Genomic DNA, 21,375 nt, shown 5'->3' with positions numbered 1-21,375 from the left:
CGCTAGGAGAAGTTTTCGTGACCAAGATTGGCTACATCGTCGGCTCGATCGCCGAGAAGTCGCTCAACCGCAGCCTCGCCGGAGCGCTCGTGCACCTCGCGCCGGAGGGTGTCGAGCTCGTCGAGCTCGAGATCAAGAACCTGCCGTTCTACTCGGTCGACGCCGAGGCGGACTTCCCGCAGGTCGCGAGCGACTTCAAGGCCGCGATCGAGGGCGTCGACGGCGTCATCATCGTCACCCCCGAGTACAACCGCTCGATCCCGGGCGTGCTCAAGAACGCGATCGAGTGGGCGAGCCGCCCCTACGGCGACTTCTCCTTTAGCGACACCCCCGTCGCCGTCATCGGCGCCTCCCCCGGCGCCATCAGCACGGCCGCCGCGCAGCAGCACCTCAAGGCGATCCTCAGCCACGTCAACGCGATCGTCATGGGCCAGCCGGAGGGCTTCATCCAGGTGACCCCCGGCCTCATCGACGCGGACGGCACCGTCACGAACGAGGGCACCCGCGCGTTCCTCGAGCAGTACCTCGGCGCCTTCCTCGCGCTCGTGGGCCGCGTGCAGAAGGCTCGCGCCTAACCATCCTCCCGGGCGGGCCAGCCCTCCTCCTCGGCGTCCGTGAACGGATCGTTTCCGGAGGCGGACTGGCCGCCCGCGGCGGCGCGCGGATCCATCCAGAAGAACTCGAGGACGTGACCGTCCGGATCCGTCATCGCCACGCCGTACATGAACCCGTGGTCCTCGGCGGGCCGGAACTCGCCCCCGCCGGCCGCGAGGACCGTCTCCCGCATCGCGGTGACCTCCTCGCGCGAGTCCTTGCCCAGCGCGATGAGGGTCCCCACGCCGTCCGCGGGGCTGAGCACCCGCCCGCCCGCCGTGAACGAGGCGAATCTCTCCCGCGAGAGCATCATGAAGAAGATCCCGCTGCCCCAGTCGACGCACGCCGTCGTCTCGTCCGAGAAGCCCGGCACGATCTCGGCGCCGAGCGCCGCGTAGAATGCCTTCGTCCGCTCGACGTCGGCGACGGGCAGATTCACGAAAATGGTGGCGGCCATGGCGACCTCCCTGTGTCCGATGGCCCGGTGCGCACCTGCGCGTTGCCAGGATGACCCGCTCCCCCCGCGCGCACAAGGGGTCCCCCCAGAGAGGGAGGCGCGCGGGGTCCGCCCCGCCTAGCCTGGGGGAATGTCCTCGTCCCCCGGCGGATCCGCCGTCGCCCGCCCCGAGCTCGTCCGCGAGCCGCCGACCCCCGCGCAGCTGCGGAACGACGTGTGGCTCGGGCTCGGGCTCTTCGCGGCGGCCATCCTCAGCTCGGTCCTGGGGTTCTTCGCGCAGCTGATGGGAACCGAGAGCCTCGACGCGCGCTGGGGCATCCTCTACGGCGCGCTCATCGCGCTCCCGTTCGTCGTCCGGCGGCGCTTCCCGATCGCCGTGGCGATCGTCGTGAACGTCGTGTACATCGTCGGAATGGAGGCGGGGGTCCCCGAGCTCTACGTCGGGCAGGTCGCGCTGTTCCTCACGATGTACACGATCGGCGCGTGGTCGCAGAACCGGCGCCGGGCGCTGTATGCGCGTCTCGGCATCATCGCCGCGATGTTCGTGTGGATGCTCGTCGCTACGTTCCGCGCGGCGACGGACGCCCCGAACTCCGACGTCGCGGCCGTGGGCGTCCTCTCCCCCGTGCTCGCCTACATGCTCATCATGTGGCTCGTGAACGTCGTCTTCTTCGGCGGCGCGTTCTATATGGGTGATCGGGCATACGACGCGGCGCTGAACCGCCAGGCGCTCGCCGAGCGGACCCGCCAGCTCGAGGAACAGCAGGAGCTCGCCGCCGCGCAGGCCGTCGCCCTCGACCGCGTGCGCATCGCGCGGGAGCTCCACGACGTGGTCGCGCACCACGTGTCGGCCATGGGGGTGCAGGCGGGGGCCGCGCGCGCCGTCGTCGACGCGGATCCGGCCGCCGCGAAGCGCGCGCTCGCGGCGGTGGAGGCCTCCGCACGCGAGGCGATCGGCGAGCTGCGGCACCTCCTCGACACGCTGCGCTCCGGCGACGCGGAGGAGGACGAGGCGCCGTCCACGCTGGGGCTCGAGGGCCTGGATCCGCTCGTGCGGGGCGTCGACGAGGCGGGGACCCCGGCGACGCTGCGGGTTGTGGGCGAGGAGGCGAGCGTGCCGGCGTTCGTGCAGGTGAACCTCTTCCGCATCGCCCAGGAGGCGCTGACCAACGCGCGTCGCCACGGCGGCCCGAACGTGCGCGCCGACGTGCGCGTGCGGCACGAGGCGGGGGCCGTCGAGCTCGAGGTCGCGAACACGGGACGGGTCGTGCTCGCCTCGCGCGCCGGGCTCGGCACCCTCGGCATGCGCGAGCGCGCGACGGCGATGGGCGCGCGCCTCGAGGCCGGGCCGCGCGACGGCGGCGGGTACCTCGTGCGGGTCCGCGTTCCGCTCGCGGAGGCGCCCGACGGGGGAGGATGGAGCGCATGAGCCCCCGCGTTCTCCTCGTCGACGACCACGCCACGATGCGCGCGGGCTTTCGGATGATCCTCGAGGCCTCGGGCATCGAGATCGCGGGCGAGGCCGCGACGGGGGCGGAGGCCGTCGAGCGGGCCGCTCACCTCGCCCCCGACGTCGTGTTCATGGACGTGCAGATGCCCGACATGGACGGCATCGAGGCGACCCGCCGCATCGTGCGGGCCGGATCCGCCGCGAGCGTCGTCATCGTGACGACCTTCGACCGCGACGACTACCTCTTCGCGGCGCTCGACGCCGGCGCGAGCGGGTTCCTCCTGAAGAACGCGCGCCCCGAGGACCTCGTGCACGCGGTGCGCGTGGCGGCCTCGGGCGATGCGCTGCTCGCCCCCGAGGTGACCCGCCGGGTCATCGCGCGGCACGGCGACGCGGCGGGCGCGGCCGCAGGCGAGCCGCTCCTGGCGGCGGATCTCACCGAGCGGGAGCGCGAGGTCCTGCGGCTTGTCTCGGGCGCGCTGAGCAACGCTGAGATCGCGGCGCGGCTGTTCATCGGCGAGGCCACGGTGAAGACCCACGTCTCGAACATCCTGCAGAAGACCGGATCCCGCGACCGCGTCGCCGCGGTCGTCTGGGCCCATCGCCGGGGGCTCGGCTAGCCGAAGATCATCGGCAGGTCGTCCTCGTCCTCGCCGTCGAGGTTCAGGTCGACGACGACCGGGACGTGGTCGCTCGGGCCCTCGCCCTTGCGCTCGTCGCGCTCGATCGACGCGCCCTCCACGGCGTCCGCGAAGGCGCGCGAGCCGAGGATGAAGTCGATGCGCAGCCCCTCGTTGCGCGGGAAGCGCAGCTGCTTGTAGTCCCAGAAGGTGAACCCGTCCGGCACGATCGGCCGCACGACGTCGGTGAGCCCGGCCTCCTCGAGGGAGCGGAACGCGGCGCGCTCGGCGGGGGAGACGTGCGTCGTCTGGCCCTCGACGATCGACGGATCGCCGTTGTCGGCGTCGAGCGGCGCGACGTTGAAGTCGCCCGTCAGGGCCAGGGGGAGGTCCGGATCCGCCCGCAGCGTGTCTCGCACGTAGTCGCGCAGCTTCTCGAAGAAGTGCAGCTTGTAGGCGTAGTGGGGGTCGTCGAGGCCGCGGCCGTTGGGGACGTAGAGGCTCCACAGCCGGGCGCCGTCGACGAGCGCGGAGATCGCGCGCGCCTCGAGCGGCGCGTCGTCGCCCTCATACCCCTTCTGGAATCCGGGCATGCCGGGGAAGGAATACTGCACGTCCTCGAGCGGCAGGCGGCTGGCGATCGCGACGCCGTTCCACTGGTTGAGCCCGTGCGCCTCGACGTGAAAGCCCGCGTCCTCGAACGGCGCGAAGGGGAACTGGTGGGGCTTGCACTTGATCTCCTGCATGAGGAGCACATCGATGCCCGCGCGCTCCGCGAAGGAGACGACGCGATCGACGCGCGCCCGGACGGAGTTGACGTTCCAGGTCGCGATCCGCATACCCCCAGCCTAGGCGGCTCGCGGATCCGCCTCAGTCGCGCGGGTCGGATCCCCACTTGAGGTTGTCGAAGAGATCGTCGACGGCCCGCCGGTCGTAGGCCCGGGCGCGGGGCGCGGCGGGGAAGTCGGGGCGGTCGACGAGCGCGGTGAGGGCGCGGCCTGCGCGGAGCCGGGCGATCACCTCGTCCAGGCGCTGGTCGACGTGGTCGCGGTCGTATCCGTCCGAAAAGAGGCCGGGCCGGGGGAGCGCGCGGCGCTCCAGCCAGTCCTCGAGGGGCTGCTCTGCCATGCGGCCAGCCTACGGGCACGGCGCGGGCGACGAGGCGGAGGCCGCCTAGACTGGGCCGCATGGCCATCGCATCCACGCCCGCTGCCGAGAACGACCGCCAGAAGCTCATCGAGCTCATCACGGACGAGGCGGTCTTCCACGGCGACTTCACGCTCTCGAGCGGCAAGCAGGCCACCTACTACGTGGACATGCGCAAGCTCACCCTCGACCACCGCGCGGCCCCCGCGATCGGCCGCATCATGAGCGACCTCATCGCCGACATCGACGGCGTGGTCGCGGTCGGCGGCCTGACGCTCGGCGCGGACCCCATCGCCAACGCCGTCCTGCACGCGACCGCCGCCACGCCGCGCCCGCTGGACGCGTTCGTCGTCCGCAAGGAGCCGAAGGACCACGGTCGCGGCCGCCAGATCGAGGGCGCCGAGGTCGAGGGCAAGCGAGTCGTCGTGCTCGAGGACACGTCCACGACCGGCCAGTCCGCCCTCACGGCCGTCGCGGCCCTGCGGCGCGCGGGCGCCGAGGTGGTGGCCGTCGCCGTCATCGTCGACCGCAAGACGGGGGCGCAGGCCGCGATCGAGGCCGAGGGCCTCGAGTGGCGCGCCGCGATCGACCTGGACGACCTGGGGCTCGCCCCGCAGTAGCGCGCTCCGCCCGGCGAGCGGCGGACCGCCCCGCGGTCGATACGCTTTTCGTCATGACCCGTTTTGCCCTCGCCGTCGACGTCGGCGGCACGAAGATCGAGGCCGCCCTGGTCGACGAGGCCGGCGCCGTGCTCGCGGCCAGCCGCACGCGCCAGCCGACCGGGCGCGCGATCGACCCCGCGGGGATGCGCCAGGCCGTCAGCGCGGTCGTCGCGCACGCCCTCGACGCGCTCCCGCAGGGCGCCGCGCTCGCGGGGGCGGGGATCGGATCCGCCGGCCCCGTGGACCTCGTCGCCGGCACGATCGCGCCCGTGAACATGCCGGGCCTTGCGGGCTTTCCCCTCGCCGAGGCGGTGCGCGACGCCGTCGTCGTCGCGACGGGGCAGGCGGATCCTCGCGTCGTCCTCCGCCACGACGGGGGAGCGCTCGCGCTCGCCGAGGCGTGGCTCGGCGCGGCCGCCGGCGCGCGCGCGTCGCTGTCGATCGTCGTGTCGACGGGCGTGGGGGGCGGGATCGTCGTCGACGGCCGCCCCGTCGGCGGATCCTCGGGGAACGCCGGTCATCTCGGTCAGACGCACGCGGCCGAGCACGGGGGAGAGCTGACGCTCGAGGAGATCGCCTCCGGCCCGGCGAGCGTCACGTGGGCGCAGCTGGCGGGCTGGCGCGGCACGACGGGGGAGCAGCTGGCGGCCGACGCGCGCCGCGCGGACCGCGTCGCGCGCGAGGCGATCGAGCGCTCGGCGCGCGCGGTGGGGCGGGCGCTCGCCGACGCCTCCACCCTCCTCGACCTCGAGGTCGTGGCGATCTCGGGCGGCTTCTCGTTCGCGAGCGACGATTACGTCGAGCTCGTCGCGGCCTCGCTCGCCGACTGGGCGGTGCTGCCGTACGCGGCGCGCACGCGCGTCGTCCGCAGCGGCCTCGGGCCCGACGGCCCGCTCGTCGGCGCGGCTGCGCTCGCGCTCCGCGCGTAGGCCGCGCCCTACTCCGGCGGGCGGCGCGGGCCGAAGGCGTCGTCGTCGTCGCGGCCGTTCTTCAGGCGGCCGAGGGCCCGGATCCCCATGACGATCGCGGCGACGCAGCTCAGCGCGACGACGACGAGAAAGGCCTCACCCATCGGCGGGCTTCCGCAGGAGGTCGGCCACGCTCGCGACCGTCTCGCTCGGCCGGAAGGGGTAGCGGTCGATCTCGCGCTGGTCGCTGATCCCGCTCATGACGAGGACCGTGTGCAGCCCGGCCTCGATGCCCGCGACGATGTCGGTGTCCATGCGGTCGCCGATCATCCCCGTGTTCTCGCTGTGCGCACCGATCCGGTTGAGCGCGGAGCGGAACATCATCGGGTTGGGCTTGCCGACGACGTAGGGCTCGCGGTTCGTGGCCTTCGTGATGAGCGCGTTGATCGCGCCCGTCGCGGGCAGCGGGCCCTCGGCCGACGGCCCCGTTGCGTCGGGGTTCGTCGAGATGAAGCGGGCCCCGTTGTTGATGAGCCGGATCGCCTTGGTGATCGCCTCGAAGGAGTAGTTGCGCGTCTCGCCGATGACGACGTATTCGGGATCCGACTCGGTCATGATGAAGCCCGCCTCGTGCATGGCGGTGAGGATCCCCGCCTCGCCGACGACGTACGCGGTCCCGCCGGGGGACTGGCTCCCCAGGAAGGTCGCGGTCGCGAGCGCGGAGGTCCAGATGCGATCCTCGGGCACCTCGATGCCGCTCGCGCGGAGGCGGGCGGAGAGGTCGCGCGGGGTGAAGATCGAGTTGTTCGTGAGGACGAGGAACGGGGTGCCGTCCTCGCGCCACTGGGTCAGCAGCTCGGGGGCGCCCGGGATGGCGCGGTTTTCGTGCACCAGCACGCCGTCCATGTCGGTCAGCCAGCACTCGATCTCGTCATGACTCGCCATGACTGAAGCGTAGGTCGTCGGGGCCCGGCGTGGGGAACGCCCCGCGTGTCGCGCCGGGGCGCCCCCGCGCCGCGTGCCGCAACGCCCCGGACACACGACGGGCCTACGCTCGCATCGTGAGCACACGCGCGGCGGACGCCTGGGATCCGCGGGACCTGCCGCCCCAGGACGGGCGCAGCTACCTCGTCACCGGCGCGAACGCGGGGCTCGGGTTCTTCACGTCGGAGAAGCTCGCCCGCGCCGGCGCCCACGTGATCATGAGCGGCCGCCACCCCAACCGCCTCCAGGCGGCGCACGACGCGCTCGAGGCCCGCGTGCCGGGCGCGTCGGTCGAGACGCTGCTCCTCGACGTGGCGAACCCCGGTTCCATACGCGCCGCGGCCGCCAGCGTCCGGGGCGGCCTCTTCCAGCGCGCGCGCCTCGACGGCGTCGTGTTCAATGCGGGCGTCGTGCACACCCCGCACGCGCGCGAGACCACGCGGGACGGCCGCGAGCTCGTCTTCGCCACGAACGCGCTCGGCCACTTCGTGCTCGGGGCCGAGCTGCTCACGCAGCTCGCGAAGGCCGCCACCCCGCGTCACCGCCCCCGCATGGTCTGGCTCGGCAGCGTCTCGACCCTGCTCGGCCGGTACGCGCCGGAGGATCCGCAGCTCGAGAGCGGCTACGGCGGGTGGAAGGCCTACGTGCAGTCGAAGGTCGCCGTCCAGGCCCTCGGGTTCGAGGCCGACGCGCGCCTGCGCGACGCGGGCGTTCCCGTCGACAGCGTCGTCGCCCACCCCGGCTATTCGATCGGCGGGCGCTCGCCGCGGGTCACGGGCGTGAACGAGCCCGGTCTCCTCAAGCGCCTACGCGACGGGCTGCAGGCCCCGATCGCGCAGGGCAAGGACACGGGCGCGGATCCGATCGTCCGCGCGCTCCTGGACCCGTCGATCGAGGGCGGCGAGTACTGGGGGCCGCGGCTACTTACGCGCGGCGAGCCGGCGCGCCAGCGCCCGTCGGCGACGTCGTCGGACCCGGAGGTGCGCGCGCGGCTCTGGGAGGCGTGCGAGCACCTCGCCGGGCTGACCTGGCCGTTCGAGAAGGCGGCCCGGGCGGCCCGCTGAACCGCCCCGCGTACGCTGGGGACATGCCCACGAGCCCCGCGGCCGACGACTATCTCAAGACGATCTACGCCCACACGGAGTGGCAGGACGCGCCGATCACGCCGTCCGTGCTCGCCGCGAAGCTGGGCGTCGCGCCCTCGAGCGTGACGGAGATGGTCAAGAAGCTCGCCGCCTCGGGCCTCGTGTCGCATCAGCCGTATCGGGCCGTCACGCTGACGGACGAGGGGCGCGCGCGGGCCGTGGCGATGACGCGGCGGCACCGCCTCATCGAGACGTGGCTCGTGCGCGAATTCGGCTACACGTGGGACGAGGTGCACGACGAGGCCGAGGTGCTCGAGCACGCGGTCAGCGACCGGCTGCTCGCCGGCGTCGACGAGCGCCTCGGCTTCCCGCGGTTCGACCCGCACGGCGACGCGATCCCGCGCCCCGACGGATCCGTCGAGCGCGAGCCGTTCGTCCTCCTGGGTGACGCCGGGCCCGGGCACACGGGCCGCGTGCTGCGGGTCCTGGACCGGGATCCGATGCTGCTGCGCGCCATTACGAGCTGCGGCATCGACGTGGGGAGCGAGCTGACCGTGACGGATCGGGGCGCCGCGCTCGGCGACCGCGACGTCGAGCTCCCCGAGGGCGCGCGGGAGGCGGTCTGGCTCACGGCGTGAACGTGAGCCAGAGGAGCACGCCGTTCAGCGCGATGAGGAACGCGCTGAAGAGTGCGCCGAGGCCCGTGGTCCACCAGCGGTTGCGGTGGCCGCCGAGCGTCCGCCGCTGGGCCGTGATGACGACGAGCGGGACGAGCGCGAACGGGATCCCGAACGACAGCACGACCTGGCTGAGGATGAGGGCCGTCGTCGGGTCGTAGCCGATCGCGAGGATCCCGAGCGCGGGCACGAGCGTGATGCCGCGGCGCGCGAGTAGGGGGATCCGGACGTGCAGGAGCCCCTGCATGATCTCGGACCCGGCGTAGGCGCCGACCGACGTCGAGGCGAGGCCCGACGCCAGGAGACCCACGGCGAACAGCGTCGCGATCGCGGGCCCGAGGCTGTCGGCGAGCGCCGCGTGCGCGCCCTCGAGGCTGTCGGTGCCCGGGACGCCGGGCAGGTTCGCCGCGCCGAGGAGGAGGATCGCGAGGTTGACCGTGCCGGCGATCGCCAGCGCGATCGTGACGTCCCATCGGGTGGCGCGGAGGAGGCGGCGGATCCGCGCCGGCCGCGGGGTGCCCCCGAGGTCGTCGCGCGCGAACCGGTCGCGCGCGAGCGCGGAGTGCGCGTAGATGGCGTGGGGCATGACCGTGGCGCCGAGGATCGAGGCGGCGAGCAGCACGGAGTCCGCGCCCTCGAAGCGGGGCACGAGCCCCGCGAGCACCGAGGGGCCGTCGGGCGGCCCCACGAAGACGCCGACGGTGAAGCCGACCGCGATGATCGCCATGAGCCCGATGATGACCGTTTCGAACGGCCGGGCCCCGCGGCGGGACTGGATCGCGAGCAGCGCCATCGAGACCGCGCCCGTGATGAGGCCGCCGGCCAGGAGCGGCACGTCGAAGAGGAGCCAGAGCGCGACGGCGCCGCCGATGACCTCCGCGACGTCGGTCGCCATCGCGACGAGCTCGGCCTGCGCCCAGTACGCCCGGCGCGCCCAGGGTGAGCGGATCCGCGCCCCGATCGTCTCCGCGAGGCTGCGGTCCGTGACGACGCCGAGCTTCGCGGAGAGGTACTGGATGAGCCACGCCATGGCGTTGCCGAGGACGACGACCCAGACGAGCAGGTAGCCGAACCGCGCGCCCGCGGACATGTTGGTCGCGACGTTACCGGGATCCAGGTAGGCGACGCCGGCGACGAGCGCGGGGCCGAGCAGCCAGGCGGATCGGGGGGCAGCGGTGCCGGTCGCGGGCGTCATGCGGCCAGTGTGGCACATTTTTCGGTGTACCGAAAAATTCGAATCGCCCGGGGAGTGGGACGATGGGGGAGTGAGCGAGACCCCCGCGCCCGAGCCCCACCGCGAGCAGTCGACCCACGGCGTCGGCCCCTGGCCGGGGACGTGGCCGGACGGCGACTGGTGGGATCCCGAACTGCTCGCGGCCGGCGACAGCCGCAACGTCGTCGACGGCTACCGCTACTGGCGGATGGACGCGATCGTCGCGGACCTCGACACGCGCCGGCACTCGTTCCACGTCGCGATCGAGAACTGGCAGCACGACATGAACATCGGCTCGATCGTGCGCAGCGCGAACGCGTTCCTCGCCGACACCGTCCACATCGTCGGCCGGAAGCGCTGGAATCGCCGCGGCGCCATGGTCACCGACCGCTACCAGCACGTCGTGCACCACGCGAGCGTCGCGGAGTTCCGGGAGTGGGCGGCGGCGGAGGGGATCCCCGTCGTCGCGGTGGACAACGTCGGCGACGCCGTGCCCGTCGACCGCGCGGACCTCCCCGAGCGCTGCGTGTTCCTCTTCGGTCAGGAGGGGCCGGGGCTCACCGAGGAGGCGCTCGCGGCCGCCACGAGCCACATCGAGATCACGCAGTACGGCTCGACCCGGTCCATCAACGCCTCGGCCGCGGGCGCGGTCGTCATGTACGAGTGGTGCCGCCGCTGGGCCTAGGCCCGGCCGGGGCTCACCCCGCCTGGCGCAGCCACGCGGATCCGCGCACCCGGCGGCCGAGCGTCCACGCCCGCATTCCCATGAGCACGCCGAAGAACGCGATCGCGACGCCCACGAGGCCCCAGGACCCCGCCGGCCGCGCCATCAGCAGGATCAGCAGGTAGGCGAGGAACGGGACGAGGTTCACGGCCCCCGCGAGGGCGAGATAGCGCGCGTCGTTCGCGCCCATGAGCACGCCGTCGAGGACGTAGACGACGCCCGCGAGCGGCTGCAGGGCGCCCATCGCGACGAGCGCGGGGAGGGTCAGCCAGGACATCTCCCACTCGCCGGTGAACGCGACGCCGAGAACGGGCGCGAGGCCCGCGATGAGCAGGCCGATCGCGACGCCGCACCACGCGCCCCAGGCGACGGTGCGCCGGAGCACGTACCGCACGCTCGCCTCGTCCCCCGAGCCGAGGTACTTCCCGATGAGGGCCTGCGCGGCGATCGCGAGCGCGTCGAGCGCAAAGGCCGCCGTGGATCCGATCGTGAAGACGATCTGCCACCCCGCGAGCTCCTCGGTGCCGAGCGCCGTCGCGGCCGCGACGGTGAGGAGCAGGCCGGCGCGCAGCGCGACCGTGCGCAGGAGCAGCCACCCGCCCGTCAGGGCCGTGCCGCCGAGGCCGGCGCGCGAGGGGAGGGCGGCGGATCGGTGCCGCTTGGCGAGCCGCGCGGCGATGCCTGCGTACGCGACGACCATGCCCCACTGCGCGGCGACCGTGCCGGCGGCGGATCCGGCGATGCCCCAGCCGAGGCCGTACATGAACAGCCAGTTGAGGAGCGCGTTGGCGGCGAAGCCGAGCCCCGCGATCCACAGCGGCGTCACGGTGTTCTGGAGCCCGCGCAGGAGACCGGTCGCGGCGAAGACGACGAGCATGGCGGGCAGCCCCCACATGCTGAGCCCGAGGTAGGCCTCGGCCTCCGCCGCCACCTCGGGCGTGGGCCCGAACAGGCCGACGGCCCACGGCGCGAGGGCGTAGCCCGCGACCGCGAGGACCGCGCCGATGCCGACCGCGAGCCACATCCCGTCGATCCCGCGGGAGACCGCCCGCGCGTCGTCGCCCGCGCCGTGGAGGCGGGCGACCGCCGGCGTCGTCGCGTAGGCGAGGAAGACCATCAGGCCGACGAGGGTCTGGAGCACGCTCGAGGCGATGCCGAGGCCCGCCAGCTCGGCCACGCCGAGGTGGCCGACCATGGCCGAGTCGAGCGCGAGGAAGATCGGCTCGACGACGAGCGACCCGAACGCGGGCACCGCGAGCCAGAGGATGTCGCGGTTGAGCGTGCGCTGCGGGGCCATGGCATAAGCGTAGGGCGGGCGTCCGACGCCGCCCGCGCGCGCCGACGTCGGTGGGCGAACCTACGATGGAGGCCATGACGCTTCCCGCTGGCCTCGCGACCGAGGAATTCTCCGACTCCATCCGCCCGCAGGACGACCTCTACCGGTACGTCAACGGATCCTGGATCGAGCGCACCGACATCCCCAGCGACAAGGCGCGCTGGGGCGCCTTCCATCAGCTCGCCGAGCAGGCCGAGAAGGACGTGCGGCAGATCGTCGAGGAATCGCGTGCGGCCGAGGAGGGCTCCGAGCCCCGCAAGGTCGGCGATCTGTTCACGAGCTTCATGGACACGGCCGAGATCGCCCGCCGCGGCCTTGACCCGATCCGCGAGCCGCTGGAGCGCGTCGCGGCCGTGACCGACCTGCCCGGATTCCTGCGCACGGTCGGCGCGCTCGACCGCGAGGGCGTCAGCAACGTCATCGGGGTGTTTGTCGAGCCGGACCCGGGCGACCCCACGCGGTACATCCCCTTCCTCGTGCAGTCGGGCATCTCGCTGCCGGACGAGCAGTACTACCGCGAAGAGCGCTTCGCCGAGACCCGCGACGCCTTCCGCGCGCACGTCGAGCGGATGCTCGCGCTCGCGGGCATGGCGGATCCGGCCGGCGACGCCGAGCGGATCCTCGCCCTGGAGACGGAGGTGGCGAGTCACCACTGGGACAACGTGCGCAGCCGCGACGCCGTCGCGACCTACAACCCCATGACGTTCGCCGAGGCGCAGGGGCTCGTGGGCGTCGACCTGGCCCCGTGGCTCGACGGCCTCCTCGGCGGGGGATCAGCGGCCGCCTTCGACGCGGTGACCGTCTACCAGCCCTCCTTCCTCGAGGGCCTCGGCACGCTCCTGACCGCCGAGCGGCTCGAGGACTGGAAGGCGTGGCTGCGCTGGAAGGTCGTCCGCGCCGCGGCGCCGTACCTGATCGACGAGATCGTCGCGGAGAACTTCTCTTTCGTGGGGACCACGCTGCAGGGCGTGCCGGAGAACCGCGAGCGCTGGAAGCGCGGCGTCAGCCTCGCGGAGGGCGCCATGGGGGAGGCCATCGGCAGGGTGTACGTCGAGCGGCACTTCCCGCCGCAGGCCAAGGCCGAGATCGACGCGCTCGTCGCGAACCTTATCGAGGCCTACCGCGGCTCGATCGAGACGCTGGAGTGGATGAGCCCCGCGACCCGAGAGCGGGCGCTGGAGAAGCTCGATGCGTTTACGCCGAAGGTCGGCTACCCCACGAAGTGGGTCGACTACGCCGCGCTCGAGATCGACCCGGCAGACCTGGTCGGCAACGTCCGCCGGGCGAGCGCGTTCGAGCACGATCGCCAGCTCGCGAAGGTCGGCCAGCCGATCGACCGCGAGGAGTGGCTCATGACGCCGCAGACGGTCAACGCCTACTACCACCCGCTCATGAACGAGATCGTGTTCCCCGCGGCGATCCTGCAGTACCCGTTCTTCGACCCCGAGCGCGACGCGGCCGCCAACTACGGCGGGATCGGCGCCGTGATCGGCCACGAGATCGGGCACGGATTCGACGACCAGGGCTCGCAGTACGACGGCACGGGCGCGCTCAACAACTGGTGGACCGACGCCGACCGCGCGGCGTTCGAGGAGCGCACGGCGAGCCTCATCGCCCAGTACGAGGCCCTCACGCCGGAGGGGCTGGACCCCGAGCACCACGTCAACGGCGCCCTCACGATCGGCGAGAACATCGGCGACCTCGGCGGCCTCGGGATCGCGCTGAAGGCCTACGCGCTGTCGCTCGAGGGGGCGGAGCCCGAGACGATCGACGGCCTCTCGGGCCTGTCGCGCGTCTTCCTCTCGTGGGCGCAGGTGTGGCAGCAGAAGGGCCGCGACGCCGAGACTATCCGCCTCCTCGCGGTCGACCCGCACTCGCCGAACGAGTTCCGCTGCAACCAGATCGTGCGCAACATCGACGCGTTCTACGAGGAGTTCGGCGTGACCGACGCCGACGCGCTGTGGCTCGAGCCCGGCGCGCGCGTGACCATCTGGTGACGCCAGGCGCCGGCCCGGGGCGAACCCTCGCCCCGGGCCGGCGCCGTCCGGCGGGCTACGCGAAGACGATCGTGTGGTTGCCGTGCCGGATCACGCGGTCCTGCGCGTGCCAGAGCACGGCGCGGCTGAGGACCGCGCGCTCGACGTCGGCGCCGTGGCGGCGCAGGTCGGCCGCCGAGTCGGCGTGCGTCACGCGCGCGACGTCCTGCTCGATGATGGGGCCCTCGTCCAGGTCCTCCGTCACATAGTGGCTCGTCGCGCCGATGAGCTTGACCCCGCGCTCCTTCGCCTTCTTGTACGGGTTCGCCCCGATGAAGGCCGGCAGGAACGAGTGGTGGATGTTGATGACCGGCACCCCCACCTTCTCGAGGAAGTCGTTCGAGAGCACCTGCATGTAGCGCGCCAGGACGACGAAGTCGACGTTGCCGCGCAGCAGCGAGAGGATCTCCGCCTCCGAGGCGGACTTGTCCGGCCCCGCCTGCGACGGCACGTGGAAGAACGGCACGCCGAGCGCGCGCACGTCCTCCGCCGACGTCGTGTGGTTCGACACGACCATGGGGATCGACACGGGCAGCTCGCCGCGGCGGTAGCGCCACAGGAGGTCCAGCAGGCAGTGGTCGCTCTGCGAGGCGAGAATCGCCATGCGCTTGGGTGTGCCCATGTCGCGCAGCGTCCACGTCATGCCGAGCGGCGTCAGGGTTCGCTCGAGGTCGGCCTCGATGTCGAGCTTCGCGGCCGCGAGCTCCGGGCGGTGGAAGACGACGCGCTGGAAGAAGTCGCCGCCGGACGGATCCGAGGAGAACTGGTCGAGCGAGACGATGTTGCCGGATCCGCGCTCGATGAGCTTCGTGATCGCCGCGACGAGCCCGGGCCGGTCGGGCCCCTGGACGATGAGGCAGGCGTGGTCGGGCTGGGTCGGGATCTGCGAGCTCACCCGCCCATCATGCCGCACGCGGGCCGTGGGGCCCGTCACAGCTCGATGCGCTCGGCGCCCGCGAGGGCGACGTCGTCCGCGCGGTGGCTGACGAGGAGCACGACACGATCGGCGGTCGCGCGCTGCACGTCGGCCATCATGTCGGCCGCGGTCGGCGCGTCGAGGTGCGCGGTCGGCTCGTCGAGGAGGATGACGTCCGCGCGCGTGAGCAGCGCGCGCGCCACGGCGAGCCGCTGGCGCTCGCCGCCGGACAGGGCGGATCCGCCCGCCCCCACGCCCGCGTCGAGCCCGCCCGGGAGCGCCTCGAGCAGGCGTTGAAGGCCCGCGCGGCGGAGCGCGTCGGCCATGTCCGCGTCGCTCGGTGCGTCGTCGCGCGCGCGGGCGAGGAGGAGGTTGGCGCGGATCGAGGAGTCGAACACGTACGCGTCCTGCGGGCACCACGCGATGCGTCGCCGCCAGGAGGCGAGCGACAGGTTGGTGAGGGGAACCCCGTCGGCCGTCACGGCGCCCTCGGTCGCGGGCAGCGCGCCCATGACGACCGACAGCAGCGTCGACTTGCCCGTGCCCGATCGCCCCGACACGACGAGCCACGCGCCGGCACGCGCCGTCCCCGTGACGCCGCGGAAGACCGGATCCGCCTGCCCCGGGTACTGCGCGGCCACCCCCGCGAGCGCCACCTCCCGCACCGGCTGCGGCGCCTCGGCCGTGCCGCTCGAGACGGGGGTCGGGGCGGACATCAGCGGGCTGAGGCGCCGCACGACCTCGCGCAGGGTCGGCAGCCGGTGCGCGGCGGCGACCAAACCCTCCAGCGGCTCGACGGCCGCGAGCGCGAGCAGCGCCACGACGCACACGAGCTCGGCTGGAGCGCCGACCGAGACGGCGGGGACGACGACGGCGAGGGCGGATGCGGCGAGGACGACGACCGCGCTGCCGAGGCCCGCCGACCAGGCGGTCCGGCGCTCGGCCGCGGCCAGGCGTGCCCCCGCCACCTCGAGGCGCGCCACGGCGCTCCCCGCGATCCCGTTCGCGCGCAGGTCGTCCGCGGCGCTCGCGAGCGCGGCCGTGCCGCGCACGAGCGCCGAGCGCTCCCTCACGCGGGCCCGGCTCGCGCCGCGCGCGGCGACGAGCGCCGCCGCGACGCCGAGCCCGGCCGCGACCACGAGGGTCACGGCGACGAGGAGGGCGAGGTGCGGGGCGACGAACCCCGTCGTGACGGCGATGCCCGCGATGGCCAGGACCCCGGCGGCGAGCGGCGGGAGCGTGCGGGGCAGCTGGTCTCGCAGGTCGTCGGAGAGCGTCACGAGGTAGTCGAGCGGGGATCCGCCCTCGAGGAGGCGTCGCGAGCCCGCCCCGCGCGCGGCGATCGACCGCCACAGGCGCAGCCGGAGCGCGTCGGTCGCGCGGAACGCGGCGTCGTGCGTCACGAGCCGTTCCGCGTAGCGCGAGACGGCCCGCCCGATCCCGAAGAACCGCACGCCGACGATCGCGACGAGCAGGTACATGATGTACTCCTCGACGCTGGCCCGCACGATGAGCCAGCCCGAGACGGCCGTGAGCGACAGGCCCATCGCGATCGTGGCGAAGGCCAGGAGGATCCCCAGCGCCCAGCGCCCGCGCGCGGGCCGCAGGATGCGCCCGAGGGCGCGCCAGGGCGACGGGGCCGCGGACCCGTGCAACACGCGGTGGCGCGGGCCCCGCAGCGCGGGGAGCTTCTCGGGGGCGGGTTCGACGAGGCGGATCTGGTCGGTGATGACGGGGATGCCGACGGTCGTGGTCGGCGGCTCGGCGGTCCCGCTCGCCGGCTCCTCGTCCGCGGGGGCCGCGGTAACGGATCCGCCGCGCGCGGTGGGCGCCGCGGCTGGCGCCGCCTCGCGCCTGCCGCGTGCCGCGTCGACCGCGAGGCGCCGCGTGGCGAGGGCCAGCGTCTCGGGCTCGTGGGTCGCCAGCACGATGGTCGCCTCGCCGGCGCGCCGCCGAATCGCGGCGCGGACGCGGTCGGCGCTCGCGGCGTCGAGGTGCGCCGTCGGCTCGTCGAGTACGAGCACGCTCGCGCCCTGGTCGACCCGCGCGAGGGCGCGAGCGACGGCGAGCCGGCGGAGTTCGCCGGGGCTCAGCTCGGCGATCGAGCTGTCGGCCACGCGGGCGAGGCCCAGCTCGCGCAGCGACGCCTCGGGGTTGGTCGCGCCGAACAGCGCGAGCTCGTCCCACGGCGTCGCGGTGAACGCGTGCGGCGCCTGCGGCGCCCACGCGACGCGCTCCGTGTCGATGCCCACGACCCAGCCCGACGACTCGGCGTCGGCGGGGAGGGTGCCCGTCAGGGCGCCCAGGAGCGTCGACTTGCCCGCGCCGGACGGGCCCGTGATCGCCGTGATCTCGCCGATCTCGGCGCTGAAGCCGAACAGCGTCGGCTCCGCGCGCCCCGCGTAGTGCACCGTGAGGTCGCGCACGACGATGGGGGGCGGATCCTGCTCCTCGGCCGGCGCGGGCTCGTCGGCCCACGCCGTGCCGGCCGCGATCTCCTCGAGCGTCGGGAAGTCCTTCGGCGCCTCGAAGCGCTCCGGGAGGTCCTTCGTCAGCGGCAGGTCGATCGGCTGCGTGATGTCGGCCACGACGGGCAGCTCGGAGCCGCGCACGTCCGACCGGCGGGCGCCGCCCAGGATCTCCCGCACGCGGGCGAGGGCCGACAGCCCGTTCTGCGACGCGTGGAACGCCGTGCCCAGCTCGCGCACGGCGGCGAAGCACTCGGGGGCCAGGATGAGCGCGACGAGCGCCGCCTCGAGGCCGACCGTGCCGTTCAGCAGGCGCAGGCCGAGGAACACGGCGACGATCGCGACGGAGATCGTCGCGATGAGCTCGAGCGCGAGCGCGGAGAGGAACGCCCAGCGGAGCGTCTCCTGCGTGCGCTGTCGATAGGAGCGCTGGATCCCCTCGAGCGCGCGGGACTGCTCGTCGACGCGCCCGAGCCCCACGAGCACGGGCAGGCCCCGCGCGAGCTCGGTCATGTGGTTCGCGAGCGTCGTGAGCGCGCCGAGCGCCTCGTCCGTGCGCGCTTGCGTGTGCCGGCCGATGAGCACCATGAACAGGGGCACGAGGGGGATCGTCAGGACGATCACGAGAGCGCTCACCCAGTCGGCGCCGAGGATCCATGCCCCGACGACGAGCGGCACGACGGCCGCCTGGACCGTCGCGGGCAGGCTCGAGGTGCAGTACTCATCGAGGTCGTCCAGCCCGTCCGTGGCCAGGACGGCGACGGATCCTTCGCCCTCGCGGCTCGTCGAGATGCGCGCCGGCGCGGTGGGCCGCTCGCCGCCCGCGGCCTCGGCTGCGGCGGCGCCCTCGGCGTCGCCGTGCGCGATGCGCCACCAGAGCTGGCCGCGCATCGTCCGCTTGAGGTCGATCGCGGCGCGCTGGGCGAGGACGCGGGTGCCCCACCCGGCCACCGCGCGGAGGATCGCGCCCCCGCACCCGAGCCAGAGCACCTGCCTCACGTCGAAGGATCCGGCCTGCACGCCCACGACGCCCGCCGCGACGGCGCCGGCCACGAGGACCAGGCCGACGGCCTTGAGGGCGGCGAGCACCCCGAGGGCGAAGAGGGTGATCTTCCCGAGGGGCCCGAGGTCCGGCCGACGGGCCGGCTCCTTCGGGCGGGCGGCCTCGATACGCCAGGGGTCGATGCTCATAGTGCTTCCATGCCTACCGGATGGGTCTGGACGACGCACTCACGCCGTGCCGATATGCGCCGCGGGCGCGGGCGCGGTCCTGTGGATCCGCCCGCGCCCGCCCCCGGGGCTACTTCGCGCGCAGGATCGCGGGGAGCACGATGTGCGCCTCGGGGATCATTCCCGGGGTGAGGCGCTGGCGGAACACCCAGTACGACCAGGCCTGGTAGCCGATGATGATCGGCAGCCCGATGCCCGCGACGACCGTCATGACGGTGAGCGTGTAGTCGCCGCTCGACGCGGTGAACGCGGTGAGCCCGAACGCCTCGTCGAGCGTCGACGGCAGGACGTAGGGGAACATGCCCGCGAAGATGGAGCCCGCGCCCGCGACGATGAACGCGCTGTAGCCGGCGAAGGCTCGCTTCTCGCGGCGCGCGCGGGCGGAGACCCACCCGAACGCGGCGCCCGCGACGGCGAGGACCACGAGGGCCCACGAGAAGATCGTGCCGCCGTGGAGGAACTGCACCCAGAGCGCCCATCCCGCGGCCGGAAGGAGCAGGAACGGCGCCCAGGTGCCGCTGAAGCGTGCGGCCCGCTCTCGGATCGCGCCCTCGGTCTTGAGCGCGAGGAACGTGGATCCGTGCACGAGCGCGAAGCCCACGACGCCGAGCCCGCCGAGGATGGCCGGGATCGTGAGCCACACGAACGGGTGCCCCACGCGATCGCCGTTCGCGTCGATCGGCAGGCCCGTCGAGGTGATCGCGAGGGCCGCGCCGATGCAGAACGCCGTGACGAGGGATCCGAGCCCGAGGGTCCAGGTCCAGAACCGCGCCCACTTCTCGGTGTGCACCTTGCCCCGGTACTCGATCGACACGGCGCGCAGAATCAGCGCGATGAGGGTGATCGTCAGCGGCACGTAGAGCGCCGAGAACAGCGCGGCGTACCAGAGGGGGAACGCCGCGAAGATCGCGGCGCCCGCCGTGATGAGCCAGACCTCGTTTCCGTCCCACACGGGGCCGATCGTGTTGAGCATCGTGCGGCGCTCCCGCTCGTCCTTCGTGGAGAAGAGCAGGTGCATGCCGACGCCGAGATCGAAGCCCTCGAGCACGAGGAAGCCGACCCAGAGCACCGCGATGGCGACGAACCAGACGACGGGAAGAACGTCCATGAGCATGTCTCCTTGTCAGCCGGGTCAGTACGCGAAGGCGAGCACGTCGCCGCCGGGGCGGGGGTGGGATCCGGATCCGGGATCGTCCGGATCCTCGTGGGGGGTGAGCTCGGGCATCGCGGCCGCGACGCCGCCGCGGACGTATCGCACGAGCAGGAAGAGCTCGACGACGAGGAGCACCCCGTAGACGGCCGTGAGTGAGATCACGGAGAAGAGCAGCTCGCCCACCGTGACTCCGGGGGAGACGGCGGCCGCCGTGAACATGAAGACCCCGTCGATGCCGGACGGATCCGGGTTCGGCGCGACGACGAACGGCTGGCGCCCCATCTCGGTGAAGATCCAGCCCGCGATGTTCGCGGCGAACGGCGCGACGATGCCGAGGATCGCGAGGCGCATGATCCAGGGCGAGCGCGGCACGGTGCCGCGGCGCGTGAGCCACAGGGCGATGACCGCGGCGCCCGCGACGATGCCGCCGAGGCCGATCATGAGGCGGAAGCCCCAGTACGTGATCCACATGACGGGCACGTAGTCGACCTCGCTGCCGGCGCGCTCGCCGTAGATCTCCTCATCGGGGATCGTCGCGCCGTACTGGTCGACGTACTCGGGCTCGAGGTCGGTGATGCCCGGCATGTCCGCGCCCCACTCGCCCGTGCCGAGGAATCCGAGGACGCCGGGCACCTCGATGAGCGTGATGACGTCGTCGCAGTCCCCGCCGGGGTCGCCGAGCGAGAGGACCGAGAAGGATCCGCCCGTGTGGCACGCGGCCTCGGCGGCGGCCATCTTCATCGGCTGCTGCTCGTACATGAGCTTGCCCTGTACATCGCCCGTGACGACCGTGCCGAGGAAGCCGAAGATTGCGACGACCGCACCGAAGCGCAGCGACCAGATCCAGACGCCGTGGTCCGTCCGATCGCGGCCGGGGGCGGCGCCCTCGCCGACGACGACGCGGCCCGCCTCGTCGACCGTGTCGATGCCGTCGTGGCGGCGGCGCCACAGGTGGTACCAGGAGATGCCGAGCAGGAACATGCCGGCGACGACGAGCGCGCCGAAGATCGTGTGCGTGAAGGCGGCGATTGCGGTGTTGTTGGTCAGCACGGCCCAGATGTCCGTCATGACGGGCCGGCCGTCGTCGCCGAGCTCGACGCCCACGGGGTGCTGCATCCACGAGTTCGCGACGATGATGAAGTACGCGGACACCCAGGATCCGGTCACCGCCAGCCAGAGCGCCATGAGGTGGATCCCCTTGCGCAGCCGGCCCCATCCGAAGATCCAGACGCCGAGGAAGGTCGACTCGGCGAAGAAGGCGAGCAGGCCCTCGAGCGCGAGCGGGGCGCCGAACACGTCGCCGACGAACCGCGAGTACTCGCTCCAGGCCATGCCGAACTGGAACTCCTGGACGAGGCCGGTGGCCACACCGAGGATGAAGTTGATCAGGTAGAGCTTTCCCCAGAACTTGGTGGCGCGCAGGAACTTCTCGTTCCCTGTGCGGACCCACGCGCTCTGCAGGATCGCGACGCTCATGCCGAGCCCCAGCGTGAGGGGGACCATCAGGAAGTGGTAGACGGTGGTGATGCCGAACTGCCAGCGGGCGATATCGAGAACGTCCACGCGGGCTCCTTCGTGTGTCGGGGGCCGGATCTCCGGCGATGGGGCGGCGATGGGACTGACCGCTTCTACAGAGTGTAGAAGCAATTTCGACAGAGTGTAGAAGTTTTTCGACGCGTCGTAGATTTTTCTCGACGAGCGGTAGAATAGGGAGAC

General features: G+C 73.0%; 20 protein-coding genes. 9 read left to right on the top strand and 11 right to left on the bottom strand.

What is annotated here, in order from left to right; translation table 11 throughout:
* The first annotated feature begins 17 nt into the window (after positions 1 to 17).
* Positions 18 to 575, top strand: a complete 558-nt coding sequence (locus G8E01_RS01430) for an NAD(P)H-dependent oxidoreductase (RefSeq protein WP_166314863.1) — start codon at positions 18 to 20, stop codon at positions 573 to 575.
* Here G8E01_RS01430 and G8E01_RS01425 read toward each other — a convergent pair.
* Positions 572 to 1,051: a VOC family protein gene (locus G8E01_RS01425; protein WP_166314861.1), complete on the bottom strand. Its 480-nt coding sequence runs from the start codon at positions 1,049 to 1,051 to the stop codon at positions 572 to 574. The genes G8E01_RS01430 and G8E01_RS01425 overlap by 4 nt on opposite strands.
* Positions 1,052 to 1,181: 130 nt before the next feature.
* Here G8E01_RS01425 and G8E01_RS01420 point away from each other — a divergent pair, with 130 nt between their 5' ends.
* Entirely contained in the window at positions 1,182 to 2,480 is a 1,299-nt protein-coding gene (locus G8E01_RS01420; RefSeq protein WP_166314859.1) for a sensor histidine kinase, read from the top strand.
* Positions 2,477 to 3,121: a response regulator gene (locus tag G8E01_RS01415; RefSeq protein ID WP_166314857.1), complete on the top strand. Its 645-nt coding sequence runs from the start codon at positions 2,477 to 2,479 to the stop codon at positions 3,119 to 3,121. The genes G8E01_RS01420 and G8E01_RS01415 overlap by 4 nt, the downstream gene beginning before the upstream one ends.
* Here the strand turns inward: G8E01_RS01415 and G8E01_RS01410 are convergent.
* Together G8E01_RS01410 and G8E01_RS01405 are read right to left on the bottom strand one after the other, a co-directional pair.
* Positions 3,118 to 3,960, bottom strand: a complete 843-nt coding sequence (locus G8E01_RS01410; RefSeq protein WP_166314855.1) for an exodeoxyribonuclease III — start codon at positions 3,958 to 3,960, stop codon at positions 3,118 to 3,120. The genes G8E01_RS01415 and G8E01_RS01410 overlap by 4 nt on opposite strands.
* 31 nt (positions 3,961 to 3,991) lie before the next feature.
* Positions 3,992 to 4,249, bottom strand: a complete 258-nt coding sequence (locus tag G8E01_RS01405) for a hypothetical protein (RefSeq protein ID WP_166314853.1) — start codon at positions 4,247 to 4,249, stop codon at positions 3,992 to 3,994.
* 59 nt (positions 4,250 to 4,308) lie between these two features.
* Between G8E01_RS01405 and pyrE the strand changes: the two genes are divergently transcribed.
* Complete coding sequence (gene pyrE / locus G8E01_RS01400; RefSeq protein WP_155049351.1) at positions 4,309 to 4,887, top strand: orotate phosphoribosyltransferase; 579 nt, start codon at positions 4,309 to 4,311, stop codon at positions 4,885 to 4,887.
* A gap of 53 nt (positions 4,888 to 4,940) precedes the next feature.
* Positions 4,941 to 5,858 carry an ROK family protein gene (locus G8E01_RS01395; RefSeq protein ID WP_166314851.1) on the top strand — a complete coding sequence of 306 codons (918 nt, stop codon included), beginning with the start codon at positions 4,941 to 4,943 and terminating at the stop codon, positions 5,856 to 5,858.
* Positions 5,859 to 5,866: 8 nt separating this feature from the next.
* Here the strand turns inward: G8E01_RS01395 and G8E01_RS12910 are convergent, their stop codons facing one another.
* Positions 5,867 to 6,001 carry a hypothetical protein gene (locus G8E01_RS12910; protein WP_268866083.1) on the bottom strand — a complete coding sequence of 45 codons (135 nt, stop codon included), beginning with the start codon at positions 5,999 to 6,001 and terminating at the stop codon, positions 5,867 to 5,869.
* Positions 5,994 to 6,782 (bottom strand): HAD-IIA family hydrolase, encoded by a 789-nt coding sequence (locus G8E01_RS01390; RefSeq protein WP_166314849.1) that lies wholly within the window; start codon positions 6,780 to 6,782, stop codon positions 5,994 to 5,996. Before G8E01_RS01390 ends, G8E01_RS12910 begins: the two co-directional genes overlap by 8 nt.
* Before the next feature lie 116 nt (positions 6,783 to 6,898).
* On the opposite strand from G8E01_RS01390, the gene G8E01_RS01385 reads away from it, so the two are divergent.
* Both G8E01_RS01385 and G8E01_RS01380 read left to right on the top strand, forming a co-directional pair.
* A complete protein-coding gene (locus tag G8E01_RS01385; protein ID WP_166314847.1) occupies positions 6,899 to 7,885 on the top strand; it encodes an SDR family NAD(P)-dependent oxidoreductase in 987 nt (328 codons plus the stop codon).
* 23 nt (positions 7,886 to 7,908) lie between these two features.
* Entirely contained in the window at positions 7,909 to 8,544 is a 636-nt protein-coding gene (locus G8E01_RS01380) for a metal-dependent transcriptional regulator (RefSeq protein ID WP_166314845.1), read from the top strand.
* Here the strand turns inward: G8E01_RS01380 and G8E01_RS01375 are convergent.
* Positions 8,534 to 9,778 (bottom strand): Nramp family divalent metal transporter, encoded by a 1,245-nt coding sequence (locus G8E01_RS01375; RefSeq protein WP_205827196.1) that lies wholly within the window; start codon positions 9,776 to 9,778, stop codon positions 8,534 to 8,536. The genes G8E01_RS01380 and G8E01_RS01375 overlap by 11 nt on opposite strands.
* Positions 9,779 to 9,848: 70 nt before the next feature.
* On the opposite strand from G8E01_RS01375, the gene G8E01_RS01370 reads away from it, so the two are divergent.
* Positions 9,849 to 10,481 (top strand): TrmH family RNA methyltransferase, encoded by a 633-nt coding sequence (locus tag G8E01_RS01370; protein WP_338100714.1) that lies wholly within the window; start codon positions 9,849 to 9,851, stop codon positions 10,479 to 10,481.
* A 13-nt stretch (positions 10,482 to 10,494) separates the two neighbouring features.
* Here G8E01_RS01370 and G8E01_RS01365 read toward each other — a convergent pair whose 3' ends face one another.
* Positions 10,495 to 11,817: an MATE family efflux transporter gene (locus G8E01_RS01365; protein WP_166314839.1), complete on the bottom strand. Its 1,323-nt coding sequence runs from the start codon at positions 11,815 to 11,817 to the stop codon at positions 10,495 to 10,497.
* 65 nt (positions 11,818 to 11,882) lie between these two features.
* Here G8E01_RS01365 and G8E01_RS01360 point away from each other — a divergent pair, with 65 nt between their 5' ends.
* Positions 11,883 to 13,853 (top strand): M13 family metallopeptidase, encoded by a 1,971-nt coding sequence (locus G8E01_RS01360; protein WP_420826033.1) that lies wholly within the window; start codon positions 11,883 to 11,885, stop codon positions 13,851 to 13,853.
* Positions 13,854 to 13,908: 55 nt separating this feature from the next.
* Here the strand turns inward: G8E01_RS01360 and purU are convergent, their stop codons facing one another.
* The 4 genes from purU to G8E01_RS01340 all read right to left on the bottom strand — a co-directional run bounded on the left by purU (position 13,909) and on the right by G8E01_RS01340 (position 21,222).
* Positions 13,909 to 14,787: a formyltetrahydrofolate deformylase gene (gene purU / locus G8E01_RS01355; protein WP_338100713.1), complete on the bottom strand. Its 879-nt coding sequence runs from the start codon at positions 14,785 to 14,787 to the stop codon at positions 13,909 to 13,911.
* Positions 14,788 to 14,822: 35 nt separating this feature from the next.
* Positions 14,823 to 18,467, bottom strand: a complete 3,645-nt coding sequence (cydC, locus tag G8E01_RS01350; protein WP_166314833.1) for a thiol reductant ABC exporter subunit CydC — start codon at positions 18,465 to 18,467, stop codon at positions 14,823 to 14,825.
* 109 nt (positions 18,468 to 18,576) lie between these two features.
* Positions 18,577 to 19,614, bottom strand: coding sequence for a cytochrome d ubiquinol oxidase subunit II (gene cydB, locus G8E01_RS01345; RefSeq protein WP_166314831.1), 1,038 nt, complete (start codon positions 19,612 to 19,614; stop codon positions 18,577 to 18,579).
* 24 nt (positions 19,615 to 19,638) lie between these two features.
* Positions 19,639 to 21,222 carry a cytochrome ubiquinol oxidase subunit I gene (locus G8E01_RS01340; RefSeq protein ID WP_166314829.1) on the bottom strand — a complete coding sequence of 528 codons (1,584 nt, stop codon included), beginning with the start codon at positions 21,220 to 21,222 and terminating at the stop codon, positions 19,639 to 19,641.
* Positions 21,223 to 21,375: the final 153 nt, after the last annotated feature.

The organism is Microbacterium excoecariae, from assembly GCF_011326725.1.
Taxonomy (GTDB): domain Bacteria; phylum Actinomycetota; class Actinomycetes; order Actinomycetales; family Microbacteriaceae; genus Microbacterium; species Microbacterium excoecariae.
This window is presented reverse-complemented; position numbering and strand designations above follow the sequence as displayed.